Here is a 20,649-nt window from a genome sequence, read left to right as displayed (position 1 = left end):
CCGGGCGGCGCTCTCCGCAGAGGGATATACAGCACCGCCGCATGCATGAAATTTTTCATACCCTTGCGTACTCGACGGTATATATATTTACTGACTCCGGCGTTCCGGATCCGCCAGGAGCCAGGGAGGACGACCCCATGTCCTCGTCGAATCAGCCACCCAGCGCACCGCACCTCCTCGCGGTGCGACCGGGTGACGGTCAAGGCCGGCGGATCACGAGGAACGCCCGTGGCGGCCTCGGCCAACCCCCCCTGGGCCGAGGCCGCCTGCCTCACTGTCTCGATCAGAGCTTCGACACCCCTCGGAAGTGACGAGAATGTCCCAGACGGCCACCCTCACGCACAGCCCCGACTGGCCCCTCCAGGTCAAGGCCCCCGGCACGCACGACTGGGAACGGACCGCCACCCGATGGCTTCGGGACCTGCTCCCGGCCCGCTACGGCGGCTACGCGACCCTCACCCGGCACCCCGCCGTACTGACCCGGCACGTGCAGTTGCAGCTCCAGCAGGAGATACGCACAGTGCGGGCCGCCCTCCAGACCAGCCGGGCCGAGCTGCCGAGGATGGGCGTGGCCGAGGTCGTCATCGAGAACGCGATCAGGATGTACGCCATGGAGCTCGACCAGCTGGGGCGGCTCTCCCGAGGTGTGCGCCTGGTCTCCGAGGCGCTCCTGGTGGGTCCTTCCGGTCAGCGGAGGCGCTGACCGGAAGGGCCGGGTCGTCCAGGCAGCCCCGGGCGTCCGGGACGACGTGGGACGCCCCGGTGCCGGGCTGTATGTCAGCCCGGCAGACGCCTCGCGGTCCGTCAGCCCTGGCAGACGCCGCGCGCGTAGTCGTACGTGGCGGTCTCCTGCGAGTACGTCCACTGCGGGGCGAGCAGGCCGTCCGCGAGCTGTCGTGCGGCGGCGGGGCTCTCGATCACGTAGCCGAAGTCCTGGAGCCAGGACGGGTACAGGTTCTTCGAGCCGATGTAGAAGGCCGCGTCGTCGACGGAGACCAGCTTGTGGTGCTGGGCGTACGGCTTCCCGTCCGCCCAGGTCGCCTTGGACGAGGCGCGGAACGACGCGAGCTGGAGGTTCTGGCACATGGCCGTCCGAGCCGTACGGTCGTCGCCCGTCACGGCCTTGAGGCGACCGCGCAGGATGTCGCTCACCTCGGACAGCGACTTGATCTGCGAGTAGCCGCCGCTGCCGACGGCGCCCCGGTTGGCCGGGTCGCTGACGACGATGCGCACCTTCACGCCGGCGGCCAGCTTGGCCGCGAGGGTGTCGTAGAGCCGGATGTCGAAACGGGGCAGCAGCGGGCAGAACGCGTTCAGGTCCTGCTGCGAGATCTCGACGTGCTCGGTCGCGCTCGCGACCAGCGCGCGCAGGGCGCTCTCCTCCGGGTTGACCGTGTCGTAGTCCCGGTCGGCGTTCGTGTGGTCGCGGCCGGTCAGCCCGCACTTGGCGGCGGAGGCGTCCGGCAGGACGGGCGTGAACACCGAGGACGGGTCGCTCTGCCGGATGCCGACGCCCAGGCCGCCGACCGCGATGGCGGGGACGTCACCGCCGCCGGCCGGGGCGGCGGTCCGGGGCAGGGCGGGCAGGCAGTCCGCGCCGTTGGACGAGGCGAACCAGACGCTGCTCCAGCTGCTCTTGTTGCGGCAGGTCCAGTCCCACAGCGTGTCGAGGTAGCGGCCCGCGGAACCCGCGGCCGGTCCGGACAGGGCGAGGTCGACGTCGTTCACCGGGTGGGTGGTGTCGAGGTAGTCGTCCTTCCAGCTGTTGATGCCGCCGGTGATCACCGTCTCCCCGTCCACGACCACGAGCTTGGAGTGGTTCCAGGAGAAGCTCGTCTTCGAGGTGGTCATCGAGGCCACGTTGAGGGTGATGCGGGCGGCGTCGGGACCCAGCTTGGCCACGAGCTCGTCGCGGTACGCGGAGGGGATCACGTTGGCGTGATAGACCGGCGCGGCACCGACCAGGATGCGCACCGTCAGCCGGTCACCCCTCCCCGCCGCCTCCTTCAGGCCCGCCACGATCGCGTCCTGGAAGCCGCCGTTGGGGAACGGGGCGAGGGTGGATATGTCGACGCTCTGCCGCGCCCGCGCGATGTCCTCGCGGACCTTCTCGAGGAGACGGCGGGAGCCGGGGCGGTCGGCGCAGGTGGGGTCACCCCAGCAAGCGGGGGTCTGGAGCAGCCAGTCGGAGCCGCCGAGGGTGGAGGCGCCCAGCCGGTTCCCGGCCGTGCGCTCCCAGACGGAGCCCTCCAGCCCCGGGGACACCTGGCGCAGGGACTGCTCGACGGCGTCCAGGTGCGGGGTGGCGGACCCGGCCGCGGCGGCCGGCGGCGCGGGCGCCGGGGACGCGGCGGTCGCCGGAACGGCGGGCAGCAGGGCGAAGGAGAGGGTCAGGGCGAGGGCCGTCGTGCGGACGGTGCGTGCCAATGTGGTTCCTTGAAATGGGGAGTGGCTCAGGCCGGAGGGCACCACGGAACGGCCCCCCGACCTTGATCAACTCGCGCAAGTTACCAGTAAGTATTCATTGGTTCACGCGAACCGGTCGGAATCCGGCCATCCGGCCATCCCGACCGTCCCGGCCGCCTCCCGACCGTCCCGGCCGCCGGGCCGACCGCCAGGCCGACCGCCAGGCCGCCGGGCCACGGGGCCGACCGCCAGACCGACCCTCCGCCACCGCTCAGACCATCTCCAGGGCGCGGTGCGGTTCCGCCGGCAGCTCGACGCGGATCGTGTCGCCGGGGCGCACCTCGCCGCCCGCCAGGACGACCGACATGATGCCCGCCTTGCGGACGATCCGGCCCTCCTCGTCCCGTCCGAGAACCTGCTTCAGGAGTCCGTGCCGGTAGGTGTCGATCTGCGCGCACGGGTTGCGCAGTCCGGTGACCTCCACGACCGCCTCGGCACCGAGGTGGAGCCGGGTGCCGGTCGGCAGGCCGAGCAGGTCGATGCCCCGGGTGGTGATGTTCTCCCCGAGGGCGCCGGGGGTGACCTCGAAACCGGCGAGGGCCACGTCGTCGAAGAGCTCCGCGTGGATCAGGTGGACCTGGCGCAGGTTGGGCACGGTCGGGTCCTTGGCCACCCGGGACCGGTGCTTGACCGTGACGCCCGCGTGCACGTCGCCCTCCACGCCCAGCCCGGCGAGGAGCGTGACGCTCTCTCGGTTGGGCTTGGTGAAGGAGTAGACCCCGTTGCTGCTGACCGTGGTGACCACGGCCTCCCCGGCTTCCTTGGCCTTTCCGGCGCCCTTGGCCTTGCCGGCCTCGTTGGCCTGGTCGGCCTGGTCGGCCTGGTCGACCTCGTGCTCACCGCTCGTACCGCTCGTACCGCTCATGACCTGGAGCTCCCCTCTCCTCGGGTGTCGCGCGCCCCGACCTTATGCGACGCGCTCCTCGGCGCGGAGCGGGGCACCGACCTCGTGCAGGTGGCCGAGTGCCTCGCGGTACGAGGCGACGAAGCCGGTCTCCGTGTACGGGATGCCGACCTCGGCGCAGTGCGCGCGCACCGCGTTCTGGGCAAGGCGCAGGTGCGGGCGCGGCATGCTGGGGAACAGGTGGTGCTCGATCTGGTAGTTGAGACCGCCGAGGAACCAGTCGGTGAGCGCCCCGCCGCGGATGTTGCGCGAGGTCAGCACCTGGCGGCGCAGGTGCCCCCAGGAGTCGCCGTCCGGGTGGGCGTTCGGCATCTCCATGCCCTTGTGGTTCGGGGCGAAGGCCATCCCCAGGTGCACGCCGAGGAGCATCTGGTGGATCAGCGCGAAGGCGAGGGCCTGGAGCGGGCTCAGCAGGGTCAGCAGCAGCGCCGCGTATCCGGCGAGGTGGGCGAGGAGCAGGCCGCCTTCGACGAGACGCTCACGGCGGGTGCGGTAGGGGCCGTCCTGGGCGAGCAGCGCCTGGACTCCGTACACCTTGAGGGCGATGCCCTCCAGGGTGGTCAGCGGGAAGAACATCCAGGCCTGGTGGCGGGTGAGCCAGCCGCGCAGGCCCGTGCGTCCGCCGGTCTGGTGCGCGGCGAAGACGAGGATGTCGGCGGCGACGTCCGGGTCCTTGTCCAGGTGGTTGGGGTTGGCGTGGTGGCGGTTGTGCTTGTCGTTCCACCACTCGCGGCTCATGCCGAGGAGCAGGTTGGCGTGGACGAGCTGGATGACCCGTCCGAGCCCGCGCCGGTCGGTGATCTGGGAATGGCCGGCGTCGTGGCCGACGAAGGCCACACGGGCGGAGAGCAGCGCGAGCGGCACCGCGAGGAGCAGTGCCCACCAGGACGGGCCGATGAGCGCGAGGCCGGTGACGACGGCGGCGATGCCGAGCAGGTTGACCGCGATGCCCCGGGCGTACCAGCCGGGCCGGCGTTCGAGCAGCCCCTGCTCCTTGATGGTGCGCAGCAGGGGGGCGAACTCGCTTCCGCCGCCCCCGCCCTGACGGCGGGCGGGGCGCGGGTCGGGTGCCGCGAGGGGTGCGGCGAGCGTCGCGGTGGCCTGGGACATGACGGGCTCCGGGGTCCTTGGAAGGGGTCGCCGCGCGGGGTCGTGGCGGCCACTCGAAACCTACGGATCGGTGATCGGTCCGGGCCATGGCGTCACCACCCGGGCCGGTTCGGGGGGCGCCCCTGGGGTGAGGGTGGGGCCTTCCCCACCACGGCGCGCCGGGGTGATCCAGATCACGGTGTCGATCGACGCGTGAGGGTGGCGCGTTCAGGTACCCTCGGCCGCTCGACCCACCAGTAGTCAAATTTGAGGAATGCGTTGTCGCTGCCGCTCTCGCCGTCGTCCTCGTCCTCGTCTCCGTCATCCTCGTCCTCGTCTCCGTCGCCTCTGTCCCCGGCTCCCTCGTCCCCCGATGAACTGGGCCGCTGTTCCGCCGTCTTCCTCCCCTCCGACCCCCCTCGCGCGGGGCGGATCGCGTTCTGGGGACCGGAGTTCCGACCCCCGGCGGACGCCGCCGCCACCGAACTGACCGTCCTCGACGACGACGTGCTGCCGCGGACCGTGCCCGCGCTGTTCCTGCCCGTACGGGAGGCCCTGCCCGTGCTCGTCCGGGCGCGGTCCGCCGAGGACGCCTCGCCCGCGGCCGCGTTCTGGGGCGCGGCGGCCCTGTTCTCCCTCGGCCTGGTCGCCCGGGGCCTGCTGTTGCCCGGGCTCACCTCCACCGACCGCGACGCGTGGCGGGCCGGGCCGTTGGGCCCCGAGGAGCTGGCCGCGCTGCGCGACCTCGCGGCCTCCATGCCGCCGGCCGCCCACGCCGTACCGCTGGCGGCCGGCGCGGAGGACGAGCCGCTGCTTCTCCCCGAACAGGAGGGCCTGCTGCGGGCGTTCGCCGACGCCGTCGCCGACGTGCTGCCGCGTACCCCGGCCGCGCCCCTGGCGGCGGGCGGCCCCGCCTTCGCCGCCGACGAGAGCCACGAGCCGCAGGAGCTCCCGCGGCAGCGCGGCTGGGCGGCGGACGTGGCGGCGGGTCATGACGCGGGCGTACGCCTGTCGCTGCGGCTGGAGTTGGTGGGTGCGGAGGCGGCCGACCGGTCCGCCGAGCTCTCGGGAACCGTGGAGCCCGCCGAGACCGGGACCGGCGTCGCCTCCCCCGGCCCCGCCTTCCGCGCCGTCCTCCAGATGCACTCGGTCGCCGACCCCACCCTGGTCGCGGACGCGGCCGAGGTGTGGGCAGGGGTGTCCCCGGCGGGTGCCGCCCTCGGGCCCCGGGCCCGGATGGACGCCCTGCTCGCGCTGCGCCGGGCGGCGCGCGCCTGGCCCGCGCTCTCTCCGCTGCTCTCGGCGGCCGTCCCCGACGCGGTCGACCTCGCCGACGAGGAGATCGCGGAGCTCCTGGGTCCCGCGGCCCGCGCGCTGGCCGCCACGGGTGTCCGCGTCCACTGGCCGCGCGAGCTCGCGAACCGGCTCACCGCCCGCGCCGTCATCGGCCCGCCGGGCACGCACGCAGGAGACGAACAAGCCCCCGGCACGGGTCACTTCGACGACTCCGGCGAGCCGCGCGACGGGCGCGGCGCGCGCGACCGGGGGGACGCCCTGCCCTCGTTCCTGTCCGCCGACGCCCTGCTCTCCTTCGACTGGCGCTTCGCCGTCGGCGACCAGGAGCTCACGCGTGCCGAGCTCGACCGGATCGCCGAGGCGGGCAGGCCGCTCGTACGGCTCCGGGACCAGTGGGTGCTCGTCGACCCCGAGGAGCTGCGGCGGGCCCGTACGTACCAGGACCACAAGCTCACCCCGGTCGACGCGCTGGGCGCCGTGCTCACCGGCACCACCGAGGTCGACGGGCGCCGGGTCGAGGTCGAGGCGACCGGCTGGGTGGAGCGGCTGCGGGCCCGGCTCGCCGAACCGGAGGGCGACGCCCAGGAGATCGCCCAGCCCGCCGCGCTCGCCGCCACCCTGCGCGACTACCAGCTGCGCGGCCTCGGCTGGCTGCACCGGATGACCTCGCTCGGACTCGGCTGCTGCCTCGCCGACGACATGGGCCTGGGCAAGACGATCACCCTGATCGCCCTCCACCTGCACCGGCAGACCGACCCGGATTCCGCCGGTCCCACCCTGGTGGTCTGCCCGACCTCGCTGATGGGCAACTGGCAGCGCGAGATCGAGAAGTTCGCCCCCGGCACGCCGGTGCGCCGCTTCCACGGCCCGGCGCGCGACCTGGACGCCCTCGCCGACGGCGAGTTCGTCCTCACCACGTACGGCACGATGCGGCTCGACGCGCCGCGACTCGCCGAGCGGGCGTGGGGCCTGGTCGTGGCGGACGAGGCCCAGCACGTCAAGAACCCGTACTCGGCGACCGCCCGCGCGCTGCGCACCGTCCCGGGCGCGGCGAGGGTGGCGCTGTCCGGCACGCCGGTGGAGAACAACCTCTCCGAGCTGTGGGCGATCCTCGACTGGACGACGCCGGGGCTGCTCGGCGGGCTCGGCGCGTTCCGTACGCGCTACGCCTCGGCCGTCGAGGGCGGCCGTGATCCGGCGGCGGCCGAGCGTCTCGCCTCGCTCGTGCGGCCCTTCCTGCTGCGGCGCCGCAAGTCGGATCCGGGGATCGCCCCCGAACTGCCGCCGAAGACGGAGACCGACCGGGCCGTGGCGTTGACGAAGGAGCAGGCGGGTCTCTACGAGGCCGTGGTCCGCGAGACGCTGGCCGCGATCGCCGAGGCCGACGGGATGGAGCGGCGCGGCCTGGTGGTCAAGCTGCTCACCGGCCTCAAGCAGATCTGCAACCACCCGGCGCAGTACCTGAAGGAGGAAAGCCCCCGGGTGGAGGGCCGTTCGGGCAAGCTGGAACTGCTCGACGAGCTCCTCGACACCATCCTCGCGGAGGGGGCGAGCGTCCTCGTCTTCACCCAGTACGTGCAGATGGCGCGGCTCCTGGAAGCGCACCTCGCCGGGCGTGGCGTGCCCACCCGGTTCCTGCACGGCGGCACGCCGGTCGCCGAGCGGGAGGCGATGGTCGAGCGCTTCCAGGCCGGCGAGGTCCCGGTCTTCCTGCTGTCGTTGAAGGCGGCGGGCACCGGGCTCAACCTGACCCGGGCCGAACATGTCGTGCACTACGACCGGTGGTGGAACCCCGCGGTGGAGGCACAGGCCACGGACCGCGCCTACCGGATCGGGCAGACCCGGCCGGTGCAGGTGCACCGGCTGATCGCCGAAGGCACGATCGAGGACCGGATCGCGGAGATGCTGGAGCGCAAGCGCGAGCTGGCGGACGCCGTGCTCGGCGGCGGCGAGGCGGCCCTGACGGAACTGACGGACGCGGAGCTCGCGGAGCTGGTGCGGCTGCGCGGGGAGGACGGACGATGAGCGAGTACGGGACCGAGGACGAGCGGACCTTCGCGGCGCTGCCGCCGGTGCGGGGCTCGGTGTTCGCCCGGACCTGGTGGGGCCGGGCCTGGCTGCAGGCGCTGGAGGACACGGCGCTCGACGGACAGCAGCTGAAGCAGGGGCGGCGACACGCCCGGGCGGGGGCGGTGGGTGCGGTGTCGGTCCGGCCGGGCCGGATCACGGCCGTGGTGCAGGACCGCGACGGCACGGCCTACCGGAGCGACGTGCTGCTCCAGGAGCTGTCCGAGGCGGAGTGGGACCGGCTGCTCGACCTCGCGGCGGACAGCGCGGGCCACATCGCGGCCCTGCTCGACCGGGAGCTGCCCCCGCACCTGGTCGAGGACGCGGCGGCGGCCGGGCTCGAACTGATGCCGGGCGTCGGCGACTTGGAGCCGGAGTGCGGCTGCGAGGCGTGGGACCACTGCCCGCACACGGCGGCGCTGTGCTACCAGGTGGCGCGGCTGCTCGACGAGGATCCGTTCGTGCTCCTGTTGATGCGCGGGCGCGGGGAGCGGGCCCTGATCGACGCGCTGCACGAGCGCAGCGCGGCACGCGCCGCCGGTGCCGAGGGGCCCCAGGGCGCTGCCGTGCCGGGGGCGTCCGGCGGGTCCGCCGCCTCGGGCGGGTCGGCTGCGGTGGACGCGGGCGGCCGGTCCGGCGGGTCGCCCACGACCGGCGTGTCGGCGGAGGAGGCGTTCGCGGCCGGGGGCATCCTGCCGCCGCTTCCCGACCCGCCGGTCCCGCCCGCCGCGCCGGGTGAACCGCCGTCGCTCGACACCGAGGACGGCCCTGAGCCCGGGATCGACCCGGCGGCGCTGGAGTTCCTGGCGGCGGACGCCGCGGCCAGGGCCCTGCGGATGCTGACCGGTGCCGTCGACGAGGCCCGGCTCTCGCCGTCCGAGGACGCGGTGCGGCTGGCCGCGGGCGACCCCGTGTCGCGGATCGCGGCGCGACTCGCCGAGGGCTCCGGGCGCGGGCGGGCCGAGCTCGACCTGGCGGTGCGCGCGTGGCGGTTCGGCGGCGCGGCGGCGCTGGAGGTCCTGGAGGAACACCGGGTCCCGGCTCCCGAGGCGCTGGCACGGGCGGGGGCGCAGCTCGCGGAGGCATGGGAGGACGGCGAGCGGCCCCAGCTGAGGCCCGTCGGCGCCGCCCGCTGGACGGTCGCCGGGGCGGACGCCCAGCTGCGGCTGGGGGTCGACGGCCGCTGGTGGCCGTACCGCAAGGAGCACGGCCGCTGGAGCCCGGCGGGACCGGCGGAGCAGGACCCGGCGGCGGCGCTCGCGGCCGTGGCGGCGGCGCCCTGACGGGGGCCGCCGCCGGGCGGTGTCACTGGAGCGGCGCGGTCAGCTTCCGGCCCGAGCCGGAGGGGGCGGCGAGGCTGCAGACGGCGGTGTCGTCGCCGAGCAGGTAGCTGGTGCGGTACGGGTACTGGACGAAGGTCGTCCAGCGGGTCCCGAGCGGCTGGTCCGCGGCCTTGCGGCGGAGCAGCCCCCGGCACAGGTCGGCGGCGGCGTCCCGTACCGCGCCGTCGTCTGCGTACCTGCCGGTGAGCCGCAGCCGGGCGACGACCTCGGCGTCGTGCGGCGTGTCGCAGGTGCGTCGCACGACGGTGCCCGGCGCGTCGCGGTCGATGTCGAAGCATTCGCCGACCCGCAGCCGCTCGTACGAGGTGCCCGAGGGCGCCGTCGAGCGGCGCGGCGTGGTCCGTGTCGGCGCGGGCGTCCGGCCGGTCGCCGTGGGCGTGGCGGCGGAGCCGGAGCCGCTGGGTGACGAGGAGGCCGTGCGGACCTGGCGGGGCTTCGCCGATCGGGTCGCCGCCGCCGTGCGCGTCGGCAGGGGCGAGGGGCTCTCGCCCTGGGCGGAGGGGTGCTGACCGGGCGTGTCGTACGGCGTGTCGGCACGCCCGCCGGCGGGTCCGGCGTCCGGGGGCGGCGCCGTGTCCGCGCCGGCGCGCGCGGAGCCGACGGCGCGGGGCGCGCGGGCGTCGGTGCCGCCGCGCGCGGTCAGGGCGACGGAGAGGAGCAGGACCGCGGCGAGCGCCGCGACGAGCAGAACGCCGGCGCCCGGCCGTCGAGGGTCCCGGGCGCCGCGGGACGGGGGTGCCGTCGGCGGGTGGAGCATAGGGAACAGGTTCACCTGGCATCGCCCATGTGGCGAGCGATATCCGGGACTTGGGCTCCGCTCGTACAGAACCGTGACAATCCCGCTGCTGGGGCGAGACCCTGATCACGCCCCCGAGGCGGGCGGCACGGACGGCGGCGACCGGCGGTCAGGGGGCGGCGTCAACGGACACCCCACCGCAAACCGGGACAGCCACCCGGACCGCCGCCACCCGGACCGTCGCCGCCTCGAACCGTCGCCGCCTCGAACGGCCGCTGTTCGAACCGCCGCCGGCACCGGTGCCGGCACCGGCAGCGCCACCGGCACCTCGAACGGCCTCGGCCCCCGCTCCGTACAAGTCAGAGCCCGAGCTGGCGCTCGGCCCCCTCGACGGTCTGGGCGAGCAGGACGGCGATGGTCATCGGGCCGACACCGCCGGGCACGGGCGTGATGAGAGAGGCCCGCTCGGCGGCGCTCGCGAAATCGACGTCGCCGACGTTGCCCGGGTTGTAGCCGGCGTCGATCACGACGGCGCCCGGCTTGATGTCCTCGCCCTTGATGAAGTTCGGCTTGCCGACGGCGGCGACGAGGATGTCGGCCTCGCGGATCGCCGCGGAGAGGTCCGTGGTGCGGGAGTGGCAGTAGGTGACGGTGGCGTCGCGGCCGAGGAGCAGCAGACCGGCCGGCTTGCCGAGGATGGCGCTTCGGCCGACGACGACGGCCCGCTTGCCGCTGAGCTCGACCTCGTACGCGTCGAGCAGGCGCATGATGCCGCCGGGGGTGCAGGAGACGAAGCCGGGCAGGCCGAAGCCCATGGCGGCGAAGGAGGCCATGGTGACGCCGTCGACGTCCTTCTCCGGGGCGATGGCCTCGAAGGCGGCGCGCTCGTCGATGCGCGGGCCGACGGGGTGCTGGAGCAGGATGCCGTGGACCTCGGGGTCCACGGAGAGGGCGGTGATCGCCGCGACCAGCTCTTCGGTGGTGGTCTCGGCGGGCAGCTCGACGTGCTTGGAGCGGATTCCGGCCTTCGCGCACCGGTTCTGCTTCATCTTGACGTACGTGACGGAGGCCGGGTCGGCGCCGACGAGGACGGTGGCCAGACAGGGGGTGACGCCGGTGCGGCGGGTGATCTCGGCGGCGCGGACGGCGGTCTCCTCGACCGTGCGGCGGGCGAGCGCGGTGCCGTCCATGAGGCGGGCGGTGCTGGTGGACATGGGCCACTCCTGGGCGTCGACGATGACCGGTGGATGCCCAGGCGCGCGACCGCGACACGACCGCGCCGGTGAGCGCGTCCGCCGGGCCGCTCCCCGGTGGTGATCCACCTCAAGCGCCAGTCACGGCCCGGCACCACTGTACGTGACGGTCCGCGTGACGGGTACCGGACAGGGGGCATATGCGAGGTGACGCGGACGCTTGTCGGCGCCTCGCGCGCGCACGACGATGGCGAGGACGATGACGTCCACGAGGCGAACGGCCAAGCCGGGGAGGCCGAGTTGAGCGGTGCGGTGACGAGTACGGCGGGGGCGGCCGGGGCGGGCCCCGGGGCCGTGCGCCGGGCGCACGAGGCGTTCACCGCCGGGGGGCCGCTCGGTGTCCCGCCGGTGCGGCCGCTGGTCGCCGAGTCGTGGCGGCGCTCGGTGCGGGCGCGGGTGAGCCCGGACGGCGCGGCGCGGGTCGAGCTCGACGAGGAGCAGCTGGCGGGGCACCGGGAGGAGCATCCGCTGGCGGCGGCGATGCCGGTGATCCGTGAGCTGATGGGGGCGTACGCGCGGGACGGCGAGCATCTGATCGCGGTCTGTGACGCGGCGGGACGGATGCTGTGGGTGGAGGGGCACCCTGAGACGCTCCGGAGTGCGCGCCGGATGAACTTCGTGCCGGGGGCGCGCTGGTCGGAGACGGCGGCTGGGACCAACGCGCCGGGGACGGCGCTCGCCGTGGACCGGCCGGTGCAGGTGTGCGCGGCGGAGCACTTCCAGCGCCCGGCGCAGGCGTGGACGTGCGCGGCGGCGCCGGTGCACGACCCGCGCAGCGGGCGGCTCCTGGGCGCGGTGGACATCACGGGCGGGGACGGGCTCGCGCATCCGCACAGCCTGGCGTTCGTGCAGGCGGTGGCGCGGGCGGCGGAGTCGCAGCTGGCGCTCCTGTCCCCCGCCCCGGCCGGGGCGCGGCCACGGCTCTCGGCGCTGGGCAGGGACGAGGCGCTGTGGCAGTCGGCGGGGCGGCGGCTGCGGCTGACCCGGAGGCACAGCGAGATCCTGACGGTGCTGGCCCACCGGCCGGAGGGGGTGGGCGGTGACGAACTGCTGACGCTGCTCTACGAGGACGAGTCGGTGACCCCGGTGACCTTGCGGGCGGAGATGTCGCGGCTTCGGGGGCTGCTCGGTGCGGAGCTGCTGGCGTCTCGCCCGTACCGGCTGACCGGGAAGGTCGACGCGGACTTCCTGACGGTGGACCGGCGGCTCGCCTCGGGGGCGGTGGCGACGGCGCTCGGGGAGTACGCGGGGCCGCTGCTGCCCGGTTCGCGGGCCCCGGGGGTGGTGCGGCTCCGGGACCGGCTGGCCGGGCGGCTGCGGGCGGCGCTGGTGGACCGGGCCGATCCGGGGCTGCTCGCGGACTGGGCGTACAGCGCCTGGGGCGAGGACGACGTGGCGGTGTGGCGGGCGCTCGCCGCGGCCGTACCGACGGCGCAGGCTCCGGCCGTACGGGCGCGGCTGACCGCGCTGGACGCCGAACTGTCGGCGGGCGCAACGGGGTTGCAACGTCGGACCGCGCAGACTCGCCGCTGAGCACAGCCGGCCAGGGACGGCCGGCGCGGTACGAGGAGGCCCAGCCCATGACCCGTTACGCCGCACCCGGCACCGAGGGTTCGATCATGTCGTACGAGCCCCGCTACGACCACTGGATCGGCGGTGAGTACGTCGCCCCGGCGCGCGGCCGGTACTTCGAGAACCCGAGCCCGGTCGACGGCAAGGCGTTCACGGAGGTGGCCCGCGGTACGGCCGAGGACGTGGAACGCGCGCTGGACGCGGCGCACGCGGCGGCGCCGGGCTGGGGCCGCACCGCACCGGCGGAGCGCGCCCAGGTGCTGCTGCGGATCGCGGACCGGATGGAGGCGAACCTGGAGGCGCTGGCCGTCGCGGAGAGCTGGGAGAACGGCAAGCCGGTGCGCGAGACGCTGGCGGCGGACATCCCCCTCGCCATCGACCACTTCCGCTACTTCGCGGGAGCGCTGCGCGCCCAGGAGGGCGCGCTGAGCGAGCTCGACGAGGACACCGTGGCGTACCACTACCACGAGCCGCTGGGCGTGGTCGCGCAGATCATCCCGTGGAACTTCCCGGTCCTGATGGCGGTGTGGAAGCTGGCCCCCGCGCTCGCGGCGGGCAACGCGGTCGTCCTCAAGCCGGCCGAACAGACCCCGGTCTCCATCCACTTCTGGCTGAGCCTGGTCGCCGACCTGCTGCCGCCGGGCGTCCTGAACGTCGTCAACGGCTTCGGCGAGGAGGCGGGCAAGCCCCTGGCGTCCTCCCCCAGGGTCGCGAAGATCGCCTTCACGGGCGAGACGTCGACCGGCCGGCTGATCATGCAGTACGCGGCGGAGAACCTGAAGCCGGTCAGCCTGGAGCTGGGCGGCAAGTCGCCGAACATCTTCTTCGACGACGTGTGGTCGGCGGACGACGACTTCCGCGACAAGGCCCTCGAAGGCTTCACGATGTTCGCCCTCAACCAGGGCGAGGTCTGCACCTGCCCGTCCCGCGCCCTGATCCAGCGCGGTCACTACCGCGAGTTCCTGGAAGCGGCCGTGGCCCGCACGGAACAGATCCTTCCCGGGCACCCCCTGGACACGGCGACGATGATCGGCGCCCAGGCGTCCGCCGACCAGCTCCAGAAGATCCTCTCGTACCTGGAGATCGGCCAGCAGGAGGGCGCGAAGATCCTGACAGGTGGTCAGCGCCTCTCGTACGACGGCGAGTTGGAGGGCGGCTACTACGTCCAGCCGACCATCTTCGAGGGCGAGAACCACATGCGGATCTTCCAGGAGGAGATCTTCGGCCCGGTGGTCGCCGTCACGTCGTTCACCGACTTCGACGACGCCGTCCGCACGGCCAACGACACCCTGTACGGCCTCGGCGCCGGCGTCTGGACCCGCGACGCGAACACCGCCTACCGCGCGGGCCGCGCCATCCAGGCGGGCCGCGTCTGGACCAACTGCTACCACGCGTACCCGGCCCACGCGGCGTTCGGCGGCTACAAGCAGTCGGGCGTGGGCCGCGAGACCCACAAGATGATGCTGGACCACTATCAGCAGACGAAGAATCTTCTCGTGTCGTACTCGCCGAAGAAGCTCGGCTTCTTCTAGGGGCACGAAAAGTGGCGCCTGACCTGCGCTTTGCCCGTCAGGCGCCTCTCGGCAGCCTCATCCATCGCAGCGGCCGACTTGCGTCGGAACTCCCGGTTTATCCCACTGGTATCCCGCTTCTGACAAGCTGTTCCGGTCTATTTCCGGTCCAAGCTCGGTCCACCGGCGGGAGTCCCGCCTCAGTGGATGCGCTCCCATTCCTCCATCGACTGCTCGATGAGGCGATTGGCCTGCTCCCGGACCCCGTCCAGGAACTTGGCGTAAAAGCGTAAGAGGACCTCGATGCTCTGGCCGGCCCGGCGGGCACACTCGGCCGGATCGACGCCGGAGTACATCAGAAAGAGATCCCGGCATGCCGAAGGTCGTAGGGCCTCTTGGCCAGACCTGAGGCGCGCTCCAGGCGTGTCAGGCCGCACTCCCTCGCCCGCGCCCACGTGACGCCGTATGCCGCCGCATCCACATAGTTCCCCTTCCCGTTCCGAAACAGCCGACCGTCTGGTGCCACGCCGAATCGTTCGATGTGCGCGGCGAGCACCCGTACGAACTGCGGTGGGATGGGAACGGGCCGCGTAGCCGTAGCCGTGCACGTTGCCGTCGTCGGTCCAGTCCTTACCCGCGATGACGACACCCCCAGACAGATTCAGCAGCCCCCATCCCGACTTCGGCAGGTGACACTGTTCGACGCGGAGATTGATGACCTCAGCCGGCCGCATGGCCGCGTAGTACATGCAGCCGAAGAACGCCTCCAGGTGCGGGCCGCGTCCAGGGAGACCCGCGACCGCCGCAAGCAGTCGCGCCACCTGTCCAGGGTTGGGCACGCCAGCCGGATCGACCTCCTCGTTGACGGTCGGAGGGCTCCACCTGACACCGTTGAGCGGGTTCCGCTCGAAGTACCCTCTCTCCACAGCCCGATTGAGCACTTCACCGAACGCCGCCCTCTTAGAGGCCCCAACACAATGAGGTGGATCGTTCCTGGTGGCCGTGTCCGGTCGTCGGATTCGGCGTTGTCCGGCCATGGGGGCTTCACCGTGGATCGTGTCGGATGACCTGTGGGAGCGGATCGAGCCGCTCCTGCCGAAGCGGGAGAGGCGGTTCACGTACCCGGGTCGCAAGCCGGTCCCGGACCGGCAGGTGCTGTGCGGGATCCTGTTCGTGCTGCATACCGGCGTCCATTGGGAACACCTGCCCCAGGAGCTCGGCTTCGGGTCCGGTATGACGTGCTGGCGTCGACTGCGGGACTGGAACGAGGCCGGGGTCTGGCAGCAGCTGCATGAGGTGCTGCTGGCCGAGCTGAACGCCGCCGCCCGGCTTGACTGGTCCCGGGCGGTCGTCGACTCCAGCCACGTCAGGGCGTTAAAAGGGGGCTTCAGACCGGCCCATCGCCAGTCGACCGGGGACGGGCCGGCTCCAAGCACCACCTGATCACCGATGGCCACGGTACCCCGCTCGCCGTCATCCTCACCGGCGACAACCGCAACGATGTCACCCAGCTCATGCCCCTGCTTGATGCGGTCCCAGCCGTCCGGGGCAGGCCCGGGCGACCCCGCCGCAAGCCTCAGTCGGTCTTCGCCGACCGCGGCTACGACCACGACATCTACCGGTACCAGGTCCGGGCCCGTCGGATCCTCCCCGTCATTGCCCGGCGCGGCACAGCCCATGGCAGCGGCCTGGGCGCCTACCGATGGGTGGTCGAGCGCACCTTCGCCTGGCTCCACGGTTTCAGACGACTCCGCGTCCGCTGGGAACGCCGAGCCGACATCCACGAAGCCTTCTTCAAGCTCGCGTGCTGCCTGATCACTCACCGCCAGGTGCTGTCCTTGGCCGGCCCGGCAAACTGATCGCATGAACCGCGACGCCCTGCAATCCGTACTCTCCCAGGATGGCTGCATCACTGCACGCGCAGCTTTGGCCGAGCTGAAGGCAGGCGCGGACTTCGAGGTCTTCCTGAACCAAACGGCTTCCGCGCAACAGCTTTGGGACATCTGGTCCTGGCGCCACGAAGTCATGGTCGACACGGGCGTCACACCTCGGCCCGGACTTGAGGAAGCCATCGCCGGGCTCCAGGCCGCAGGAACAGCTCGGGTCTACATGGCGGCTCTCACTGGATCGCAGAGACGTTTCACCATCGTCCTCTCGGAAGACCTCACCCAGTGCGTCGCCTGCTGGTGACTACCTCATTGTGTCAGGGCCTCTAACGAGCTGGTGCGTGATTGGGGTGGAGGCGTGGTTGCCTGATCGGGGTCGTGGTCAGGCGTTGGCGGCGCGGTCGGAGACGAGACCGGCGATGGCCCGGTAGGTGTCAGGCAGAGCTTCGCGTCGGTGGGTCCAACGGGTCAGCTGCTTCCAGCGTTTGTGGTCGGCGAGCGCGTGCTCGACGGTGATGCGCTTCGATGAGTGGCGGTGCCGGGCCTCTTCTCTGGCTGCGTGTACGTGTGGCAAAGCGATCTTGTTGGGCTTTCTGGGCGGTGTGATCGCCTGGCCGGGATGGTCGCGCCTGAGGCCGAGGTAGCCGTCGTCCAGAAATACTTCCGCGTCCGGGAAGTACTGGAAACAGGTCCCGATGCCCTCGTTGCGGGCAGCGGTCGCATCGTGCATCCGCCCTGGACGCAGGGCATCGGTCCAGAGTGTGCGGCCCTGAGAGTCGGCGATGACGGTGGCCTTCATTGTGTTCTGCTTCTTCTTGCCCGAGACGAATGCCCGGCGTCCGCCGCGGCCGGCCGCGGGCCGACGGACCTGGACCTCGGTGGCGTCCAGACGCAGCTCGACGCCTTCGGCCTGGGCGTAGGCGAACACATCCGTCAGGGTTCGAAGCCGCAGGCCAGGACGGTCGGGGACCGCGCATCCACGTTCGGCCAGGAGCCCGCGTATCTCTCCGATCGCACGGGTGACGGTGGAGCGGTCGACGCCGAACAACAGGGCGAGGACGGAGTGCGGGAGATCGTGCTGCAGGTGGATCAGCGTGACGACCAGCCGGTCGACGAACACCAGCCGATGGCGGGCACCGGCCCCCGTCTCACGTTTCCTTGCCCCACCGCGTGCCGCGTGACGACGACCTTCGACCACGGCTTGCCACGGTCCGGCCAACTCCTCGACCAGGCAGGCCAAATGCTGCCGGGAGATCCCTGTGAACAGCTGATGCGCGAGAATCCGCCGGTCGACCGTGATCACCACAGGCTGGATCATCCCACCCTCACGCGGCCACCCTTCCACCCCAATCACGCACCAGCTCGTAAGTTGCACCCCGCGAGTGCCGGGGCCCAGGGCTCCCGATCGACGCTGACCACCGCCCAGGAGAGAGCGGCGACACGCTCACGTTCGAGAACTTGGCTACCGGTGACTCCTTCAGCTGCCGTTGAGGGGGTGTTCGACGTCTCAACCCACTGGCCGGGGCGCCCTGTTGGCTTCCCAGCCTGCCGCACTCGACCTCCCACACGGGTTGGTCGAGTGCGGCAGGATGCTCATCGACACCCTTGAGGGTGACCGGCGGTGCAAGCTCCCGCCGCAACAGCGCGCACTCGTCGCTCTGGTGTACCTGCGCCGCCACGACAGCCTCGCGAGGATCGCGGCCGGTTTCGGCGTATCCGTCGGCACCGCGCACGCCTGCGTCACCACAGTGACGAACCTGCTCGCAGACTGGGCCTGCCCTTCGGCGGTATGTGCGGCCGAAGGGATCACGGGTAGGTCGACGGTGGATCGCTGCTCGCTTCCACGACCACGAACTGGCCCATCATTCCGCTGTCCTCGTGGGGCAACAGGTGACAGTGGTACATGTAAGGCGTGTTCGGGTCTGCGGGCCCTTGGAACCGCACCACCAGCTTCACCGACGCCCCGCTCGGCACAAACACCGTGTCTTTCGGACCCCTCAGTTCGGGCGGCGGATCTTCGTCGTTGACCGAGATCACCCTGAACTGGACGTCGTGCACGTGGAAGTTGTGCGCCATACCGTCCTCGTTGCGGACGATCCACGTCTCCGTCGTGCCGCGCACGACGGAGACGTCGATGCGGGCCATGTCCATCGAACCTCCGTTGATACCCGGCATCCTCAAGACGAAGTCCCGCTCGTGCGAGGAGTCCTTCGCGTGCGGGAGATCCAGCAGCGCCATCTTCGCGGGCAGTGTCGCAGAGGGCCGCAGTTCGGCAGCTGCCCGAAGCTCCAGCACGCCGGGGCTGGATGCGTCCGGCCGGTTGCCCCTGGATGGGTTCGATGAGGAGTGACGTAGGACGCTGCGCTCACCGGGGCGCATGCGCACGATGATCTCGGCTCTTTCCCCCGGCGACAGTTGCAGGATCTCCAGGGGTGTCGGTGCGGTGAGCAGGCCGCCGTCGGTGCCGATGAGGATGAAGTCCTTGTCGGCGAAACCGAAGGAGTACACGTGGGAGGCGGATGCGTTGAGGAGCCGCAACCGTACGGTTTCGTCGCGTACTTCATGATGTGGTTCGAGAGTGCCGTTGACGAGGAAGGCCGTGCCGCCCGATTCGTTGCGTCCCGCGCCGGACCCCGTGCCGCCGAACGGTACGTCCCGCACGATCAACGGCACGTCGTCACGGCCGTAGGTGTGAGGAAACCGCAGTCCCGAGGCCTCGTCGTCGAGAATGAACATTCCGGCGAGCCCCTGTTGCACATGCCGTGCAGTTGCCCCGTGCGGGTGAGGGTGGTACCAGAGCGTCGCAGCCGGCTGCTCAACCGTCCAGTGCGGCGCCCAGGAGCCGCCGGGCCGGATCATCTGGTGAGGGCCGCCGTCCATGTCCGCCGGTACGTGCATGCCGTGCCAGTGGACCGTCGAATCCTCGTCAAGACCGTTTGTCACGCGCACCCGGACCGTCTCGCCGCGCGTCGCGCGCAAGGTGGGTCCCAGGTAGCAGCCGTTGAAGCCCCAGGTGGTGGTCTTGCGCCCGGGAGTGAACTCTGTTTCGCCCGCTTGCATGTGCAGATCGAAGACACGGGTACCGTCCTCTTCGACGGTCGATGCCGCGAGCGGCGGTATCGCGAGCCTGCGAGTGAACGCGACGGGATCCAGGTCACGCTGCTCGGTCTCGCCATCCGGCCGGGCGCGTCGGCAACCCGGCACCGCGGCCATGAGGGCCCAGGTCGCGCCCACGGCGATGAATGTCCGTCGTGAGGGAGGCATATCTCTCCTAGGTGAGGTGCTGGACGGCTGCGGGGCCTCGGATTGCCTGGGCCGTCGTCGGTTGGGGCTCCCCGATGCGGCCAGGACCGTACCGTTGCGTAGCCCCGAGGCATGTGGGTAGCGGCGGTCAGCCAGGCGGCGACCAGCAATACGTACAGTGCGACCGCCAGCAAGCCCAGCGCGAAGGCTCCTGGGTGCTCGGCGAGGAAGCGGTGGCCTCGTCCCCTCTTCCGCGCCCCAGCCGGCGTTGTCGGACAGCGGCTCTGCCCGGAAGCAGGGATACGTCACTCCGGTCCCGTCCCTTCAGAAGGGCCCGGTTCAACGCGATTTACGTCCCCATCAGTCTCAACCGGGGCGTTCCGTCACGAGTAGGCCCGCCCGACCTTTCACCTCACATGCCCAACTTATGACTCGCCGTACGTGTACCTCGTGGCCGCTGCCCGCTGGCAGGGACCCGCTCGGCGCGTCGTGGCGCGGGGGTCCAGTTCACCCACGCGCGCTCGAGGGCGTCGCCTGCTGGAAGCCTCGGATGACGGTGATTCGAGGGCACGCTCCCCCCGTCCACACGGCGATCGATCGTCTGCCTGGGCGGCTTCGCCGGCCCGCCCTGACGTCCATCCGGATCGGGTGGCCGCATCACCCGCTGTGTCGGCCTTCCCGCTCTCATGGTTCGGCTCGGGGTGCGCTGTGCAGGCTTGGCAGGGGCGTGTGTGCTTGAGCAAGATCGCCAGACTGGCTTGGGCATCAAATACCGGGGCACTCGCACCATCAATTCCGCATCCGTTGGACGGGCCTTCGGCTCCTGCTGGCCAGTTCTCGGGCTGGGGTACACCGGCAAGGCTGTGGGGCGCATGCACCTTCCCGAGGGGATGGTCCATGCCGACATTCGCGCGCTGGCGGTGTGCGCCCGACTCCGTACCACAGGCGCCATAAGTCCGGTTTATGGATACATCGCCCCGGTTCCCCTGGCGCCGCGCAGCGGACTGGACTGAGATGCAGGGAAGGAGGAGCGTCCGTTCCCAGCCGTTGCCTCGCAGCATGCCCTCCCCGCACGAGGCCAACATGCCTGAGCCGGGTGATGGCTGCCGCTGCACGGGGGCCGACTCCGGGAGGGCCGTTCCCGTCGCATCGCTACGCCGTGGTCGGCCGGACTTGCGGAACCTTGCCAGGCCTTGCTTCAAAGGCCGCCGTCGCGTCCCGCAGGCGGGCGTGTTCTGCCAGTCGTGTCGCCGCCGGGACACGTCTGTAGGCGCCCTCACCGA

At 72.0% G+C, this 20,649-nt stretch carries 15 protein-coding genes, 1 pseudogene and 1 riboswitch; of the genes and pseudogenes, 8 read left to right on the top strand and 8 right to left on the bottom strand.

Annotated features, from left to right (window positions below):
* The first annotated feature begins 316 nt into the window (after positions 1-316).
* A complete protein-coding gene (locus AB0Q96_RS36755) occupies positions 317-703 on the top strand; it encodes a hypothetical protein (RefSeq protein WP_365333273.1) in 387 nt (128 codons plus the stop codon).
* A gap of 101 nt (positions 704-804) precedes the next feature.
* Here the strand turns inward: AB0Q96_RS36755 and AB0Q96_RS36750 are convergent, their stop codons facing one another.
* The 3 genes from AB0Q96_RS36750 to AB0Q96_RS36740 form a co-directional block, all read right to left on the bottom strand.
* Complete coding sequence (locus tag AB0Q96_RS36750; protein WP_365333271.1) at positions 805-2,427, bottom strand: phospholipase D-like domain-containing protein; 1,623 nt, start codon at positions 2,425-2,427, stop codon at positions 805-807.
* Positions 2,428-2,677: 250 nt separating this feature from the next.
* Positions 2,678-3,331, bottom strand: a complete 654-nt coding sequence (locus tag AB0Q96_RS36745; RefSeq protein WP_365333269.1) for an MOSC domain-containing protein — start codon at positions 3,329-3,331, stop codon at positions 2,678-2,680.
* Between the two features lie 42 nt (positions 3,332-3,373).
* Positions 3,374-4,480, bottom strand: coding sequence for an acyl-CoA desaturase (locus AB0Q96_RS36740; RefSeq protein WP_365333267.1), 1,107 nt, complete (start codon positions 4,478-4,480; stop codon positions 3,374-3,376).
* Between the two features lie 327 nt (positions 4,481-4,807).
* Here AB0Q96_RS36740 and AB0Q96_RS36735 point away from each other — a divergent pair, with 327 nt between their 5' ends.
* Both AB0Q96_RS36735 and AB0Q96_RS36730 read left to right on the top strand, forming a co-directional pair.
* On the top strand, positions 4,808-7,780 hold the full coding sequence (locus AB0Q96_RS36735) for a DEAD/DEAH box helicase (RefSeq protein WP_365333351.1): 2,973 nt from the start codon (positions 4,808-4,810) through the stop codon (positions 7,778-7,780).
* Positions 7,777-9,105, top strand: coding sequence for an SWF or SNF family helicase (locus AB0Q96_RS36730; protein WP_365333265.1), 1,329 nt, complete (start codon positions 7,777-7,779; stop codon positions 9,103-9,105). Before AB0Q96_RS36735 ends, AB0Q96_RS36730 begins: the two co-directional genes overlap by 4 nt.
* Before the next feature lie 22 nt (positions 9,106-9,127).
* On the opposite strand, the gene AB0Q96_RS36725 is transcribed toward AB0Q96_RS36730, so the two are convergent.
* Together AB0Q96_RS36725 and AB0Q96_RS36720 are read right to left on the bottom strand one after the other, a co-directional pair.
* A complete protein-coding gene (locus AB0Q96_RS36725; protein WP_365333262.1) occupies positions 9,128-9,922 on the bottom strand; it encodes a hypothetical protein in 795 nt (264 codons plus the stop codon).
* Between the two features lie 338 nt (positions 9,923-10,260).
* Positions 10,261-11,115 (bottom strand): tetrahydrofolate dehydrogenase/cyclohydrolase catalytic domain-containing protein, encoded by an 855-nt coding sequence (locus AB0Q96_RS36720; RefSeq protein ID WP_365333260.1) that lies wholly within the window; start codon positions 11,113-11,115, stop codon positions 10,261-10,263.
* A gap of 28 nt (positions 11,116-11,143) precedes the next feature.
* Positions 11,144-11,249: riboswitch (ZMP/ZTP riboswitch) on the bottom strand.
* A 157-nt stretch (positions 11,250-11,406) separates the two neighbouring features.
* Between AB0Q96_RS36720 and AB0Q96_RS36715 the strand changes: the two genes are divergently transcribed.
* Positions 11,407-12,687, top strand: coding sequence for a GAF domain-containing protein (locus tag AB0Q96_RS36715; RefSeq protein WP_365333349.1), 1,281 nt, complete (start codon positions 11,407-11,409; stop codon positions 12,685-12,687).
* 47 nt (positions 12,688-12,734) lie between these two features.
* Positions 12,735-14,258: an aldehyde dehydrogenase family protein gene (locus AB0Q96_RS36710; RefSeq protein WP_365333258.1), complete on the top strand. Its 1,524-nt coding sequence runs from the start codon at positions 12,735-12,737 to the stop codon at positions 14,256-14,258.
* Positions 14,259-14,437: 179 nt separating this feature from the next.
* On the opposite strand, the gene AB0Q96_RS36705 is transcribed toward AB0Q96_RS36710, so the two are convergent.
* Positions 14,438-14,593 carry an integrase gene (locus tag AB0Q96_RS36705; protein ID WP_365333256.1) on the bottom strand — a complete coding sequence of 52 codons (156 nt, stop codon included), beginning with the start codon at positions 14,591-14,593 and terminating at the stop codon, positions 14,438-14,440.
* Between the two features lie 679 nt (positions 14,594-15,272).
* On the opposite strand from AB0Q96_RS36705, the gene AB0Q96_RS36700 reads away from it, so the two are divergent.
* Together AB0Q96_RS36700 and AB0Q96_RS36695 are read left to right on the top strand one after the other, a co-directional pair.
* Positions 15,273-16,096 (top strand): IS5 family transposase gene (locus tag AB0Q96_RS36700; protein ID WP_365333347.1). Its coding sequence is split into 2 segments (ribosomal slippage): positions 15,273-15,596 and positions 15,599-16,096, totalling 822 coding nucleotides; the frame shifts between segments, so codons are not numbered across the junction.
* 4 nt (positions 16,097-16,100) lie between these two features.
* Positions 16,101-16,427 (top strand): hypothetical protein, encoded by a 327-nt coding sequence (locus AB0Q96_RS36695; RefSeq protein WP_365333254.1) that lies wholly within the window; start codon positions 16,101-16,103, stop codon positions 16,425-16,427.
* A gap of 78 nt (positions 16,428-16,505) precedes the next feature.
* Here AB0Q96_RS36695 and AB0Q96_RS36690 read toward each other — a convergent pair whose 3' ends face one another.
* Positions 16,506-17,441 carry a transposase family protein gene (locus AB0Q96_RS36690; protein WP_365333251.1) on the bottom strand — a complete coding sequence of 312 codons (936 nt, stop codon included), beginning with the start codon at positions 17,439-17,441 and terminating at the stop codon, positions 16,506-16,508.
* Positions 17,442-17,655: 214 nt separating this feature from the next.
* On the opposite strand from AB0Q96_RS36690, the pseudogene AB0Q96_RS36685 reads away from it, so the two are divergent.
* Positions 17,656-17,892: pseudogene (locus tag AB0Q96_RS36685) on the top strand (transposase family protein); the annotation flags it as partial.
* Positions 17,893-17,929: 37 nt separating this feature from the next.
* On the opposite strand, the gene AB0Q96_RS36680 reads toward AB0Q96_RS36685, so the two are convergent.
* A complete protein-coding gene (locus tag AB0Q96_RS36680) occupies positions 17,930-19,357 on the bottom strand; it encodes a multicopper oxidase domain-containing protein (protein WP_365333248.1) in 1,428 nt (475 codons plus the stop codon).
* Positions 19,358-20,649: the final 1,292 nt, after the last annotated feature.

Source organism: Streptomyces sp. NPDC093111 (assembly GCF_040683955.1).
GTDB lineage: Bacteria > Actinomycetota > Actinomycetes > Streptomycetales > Streptomycetaceae > Streptomyces.
Note: the sequence above shows the minus strand (reverse complement) of the source record. Positions and strands in the feature narration are given on the sequence as shown.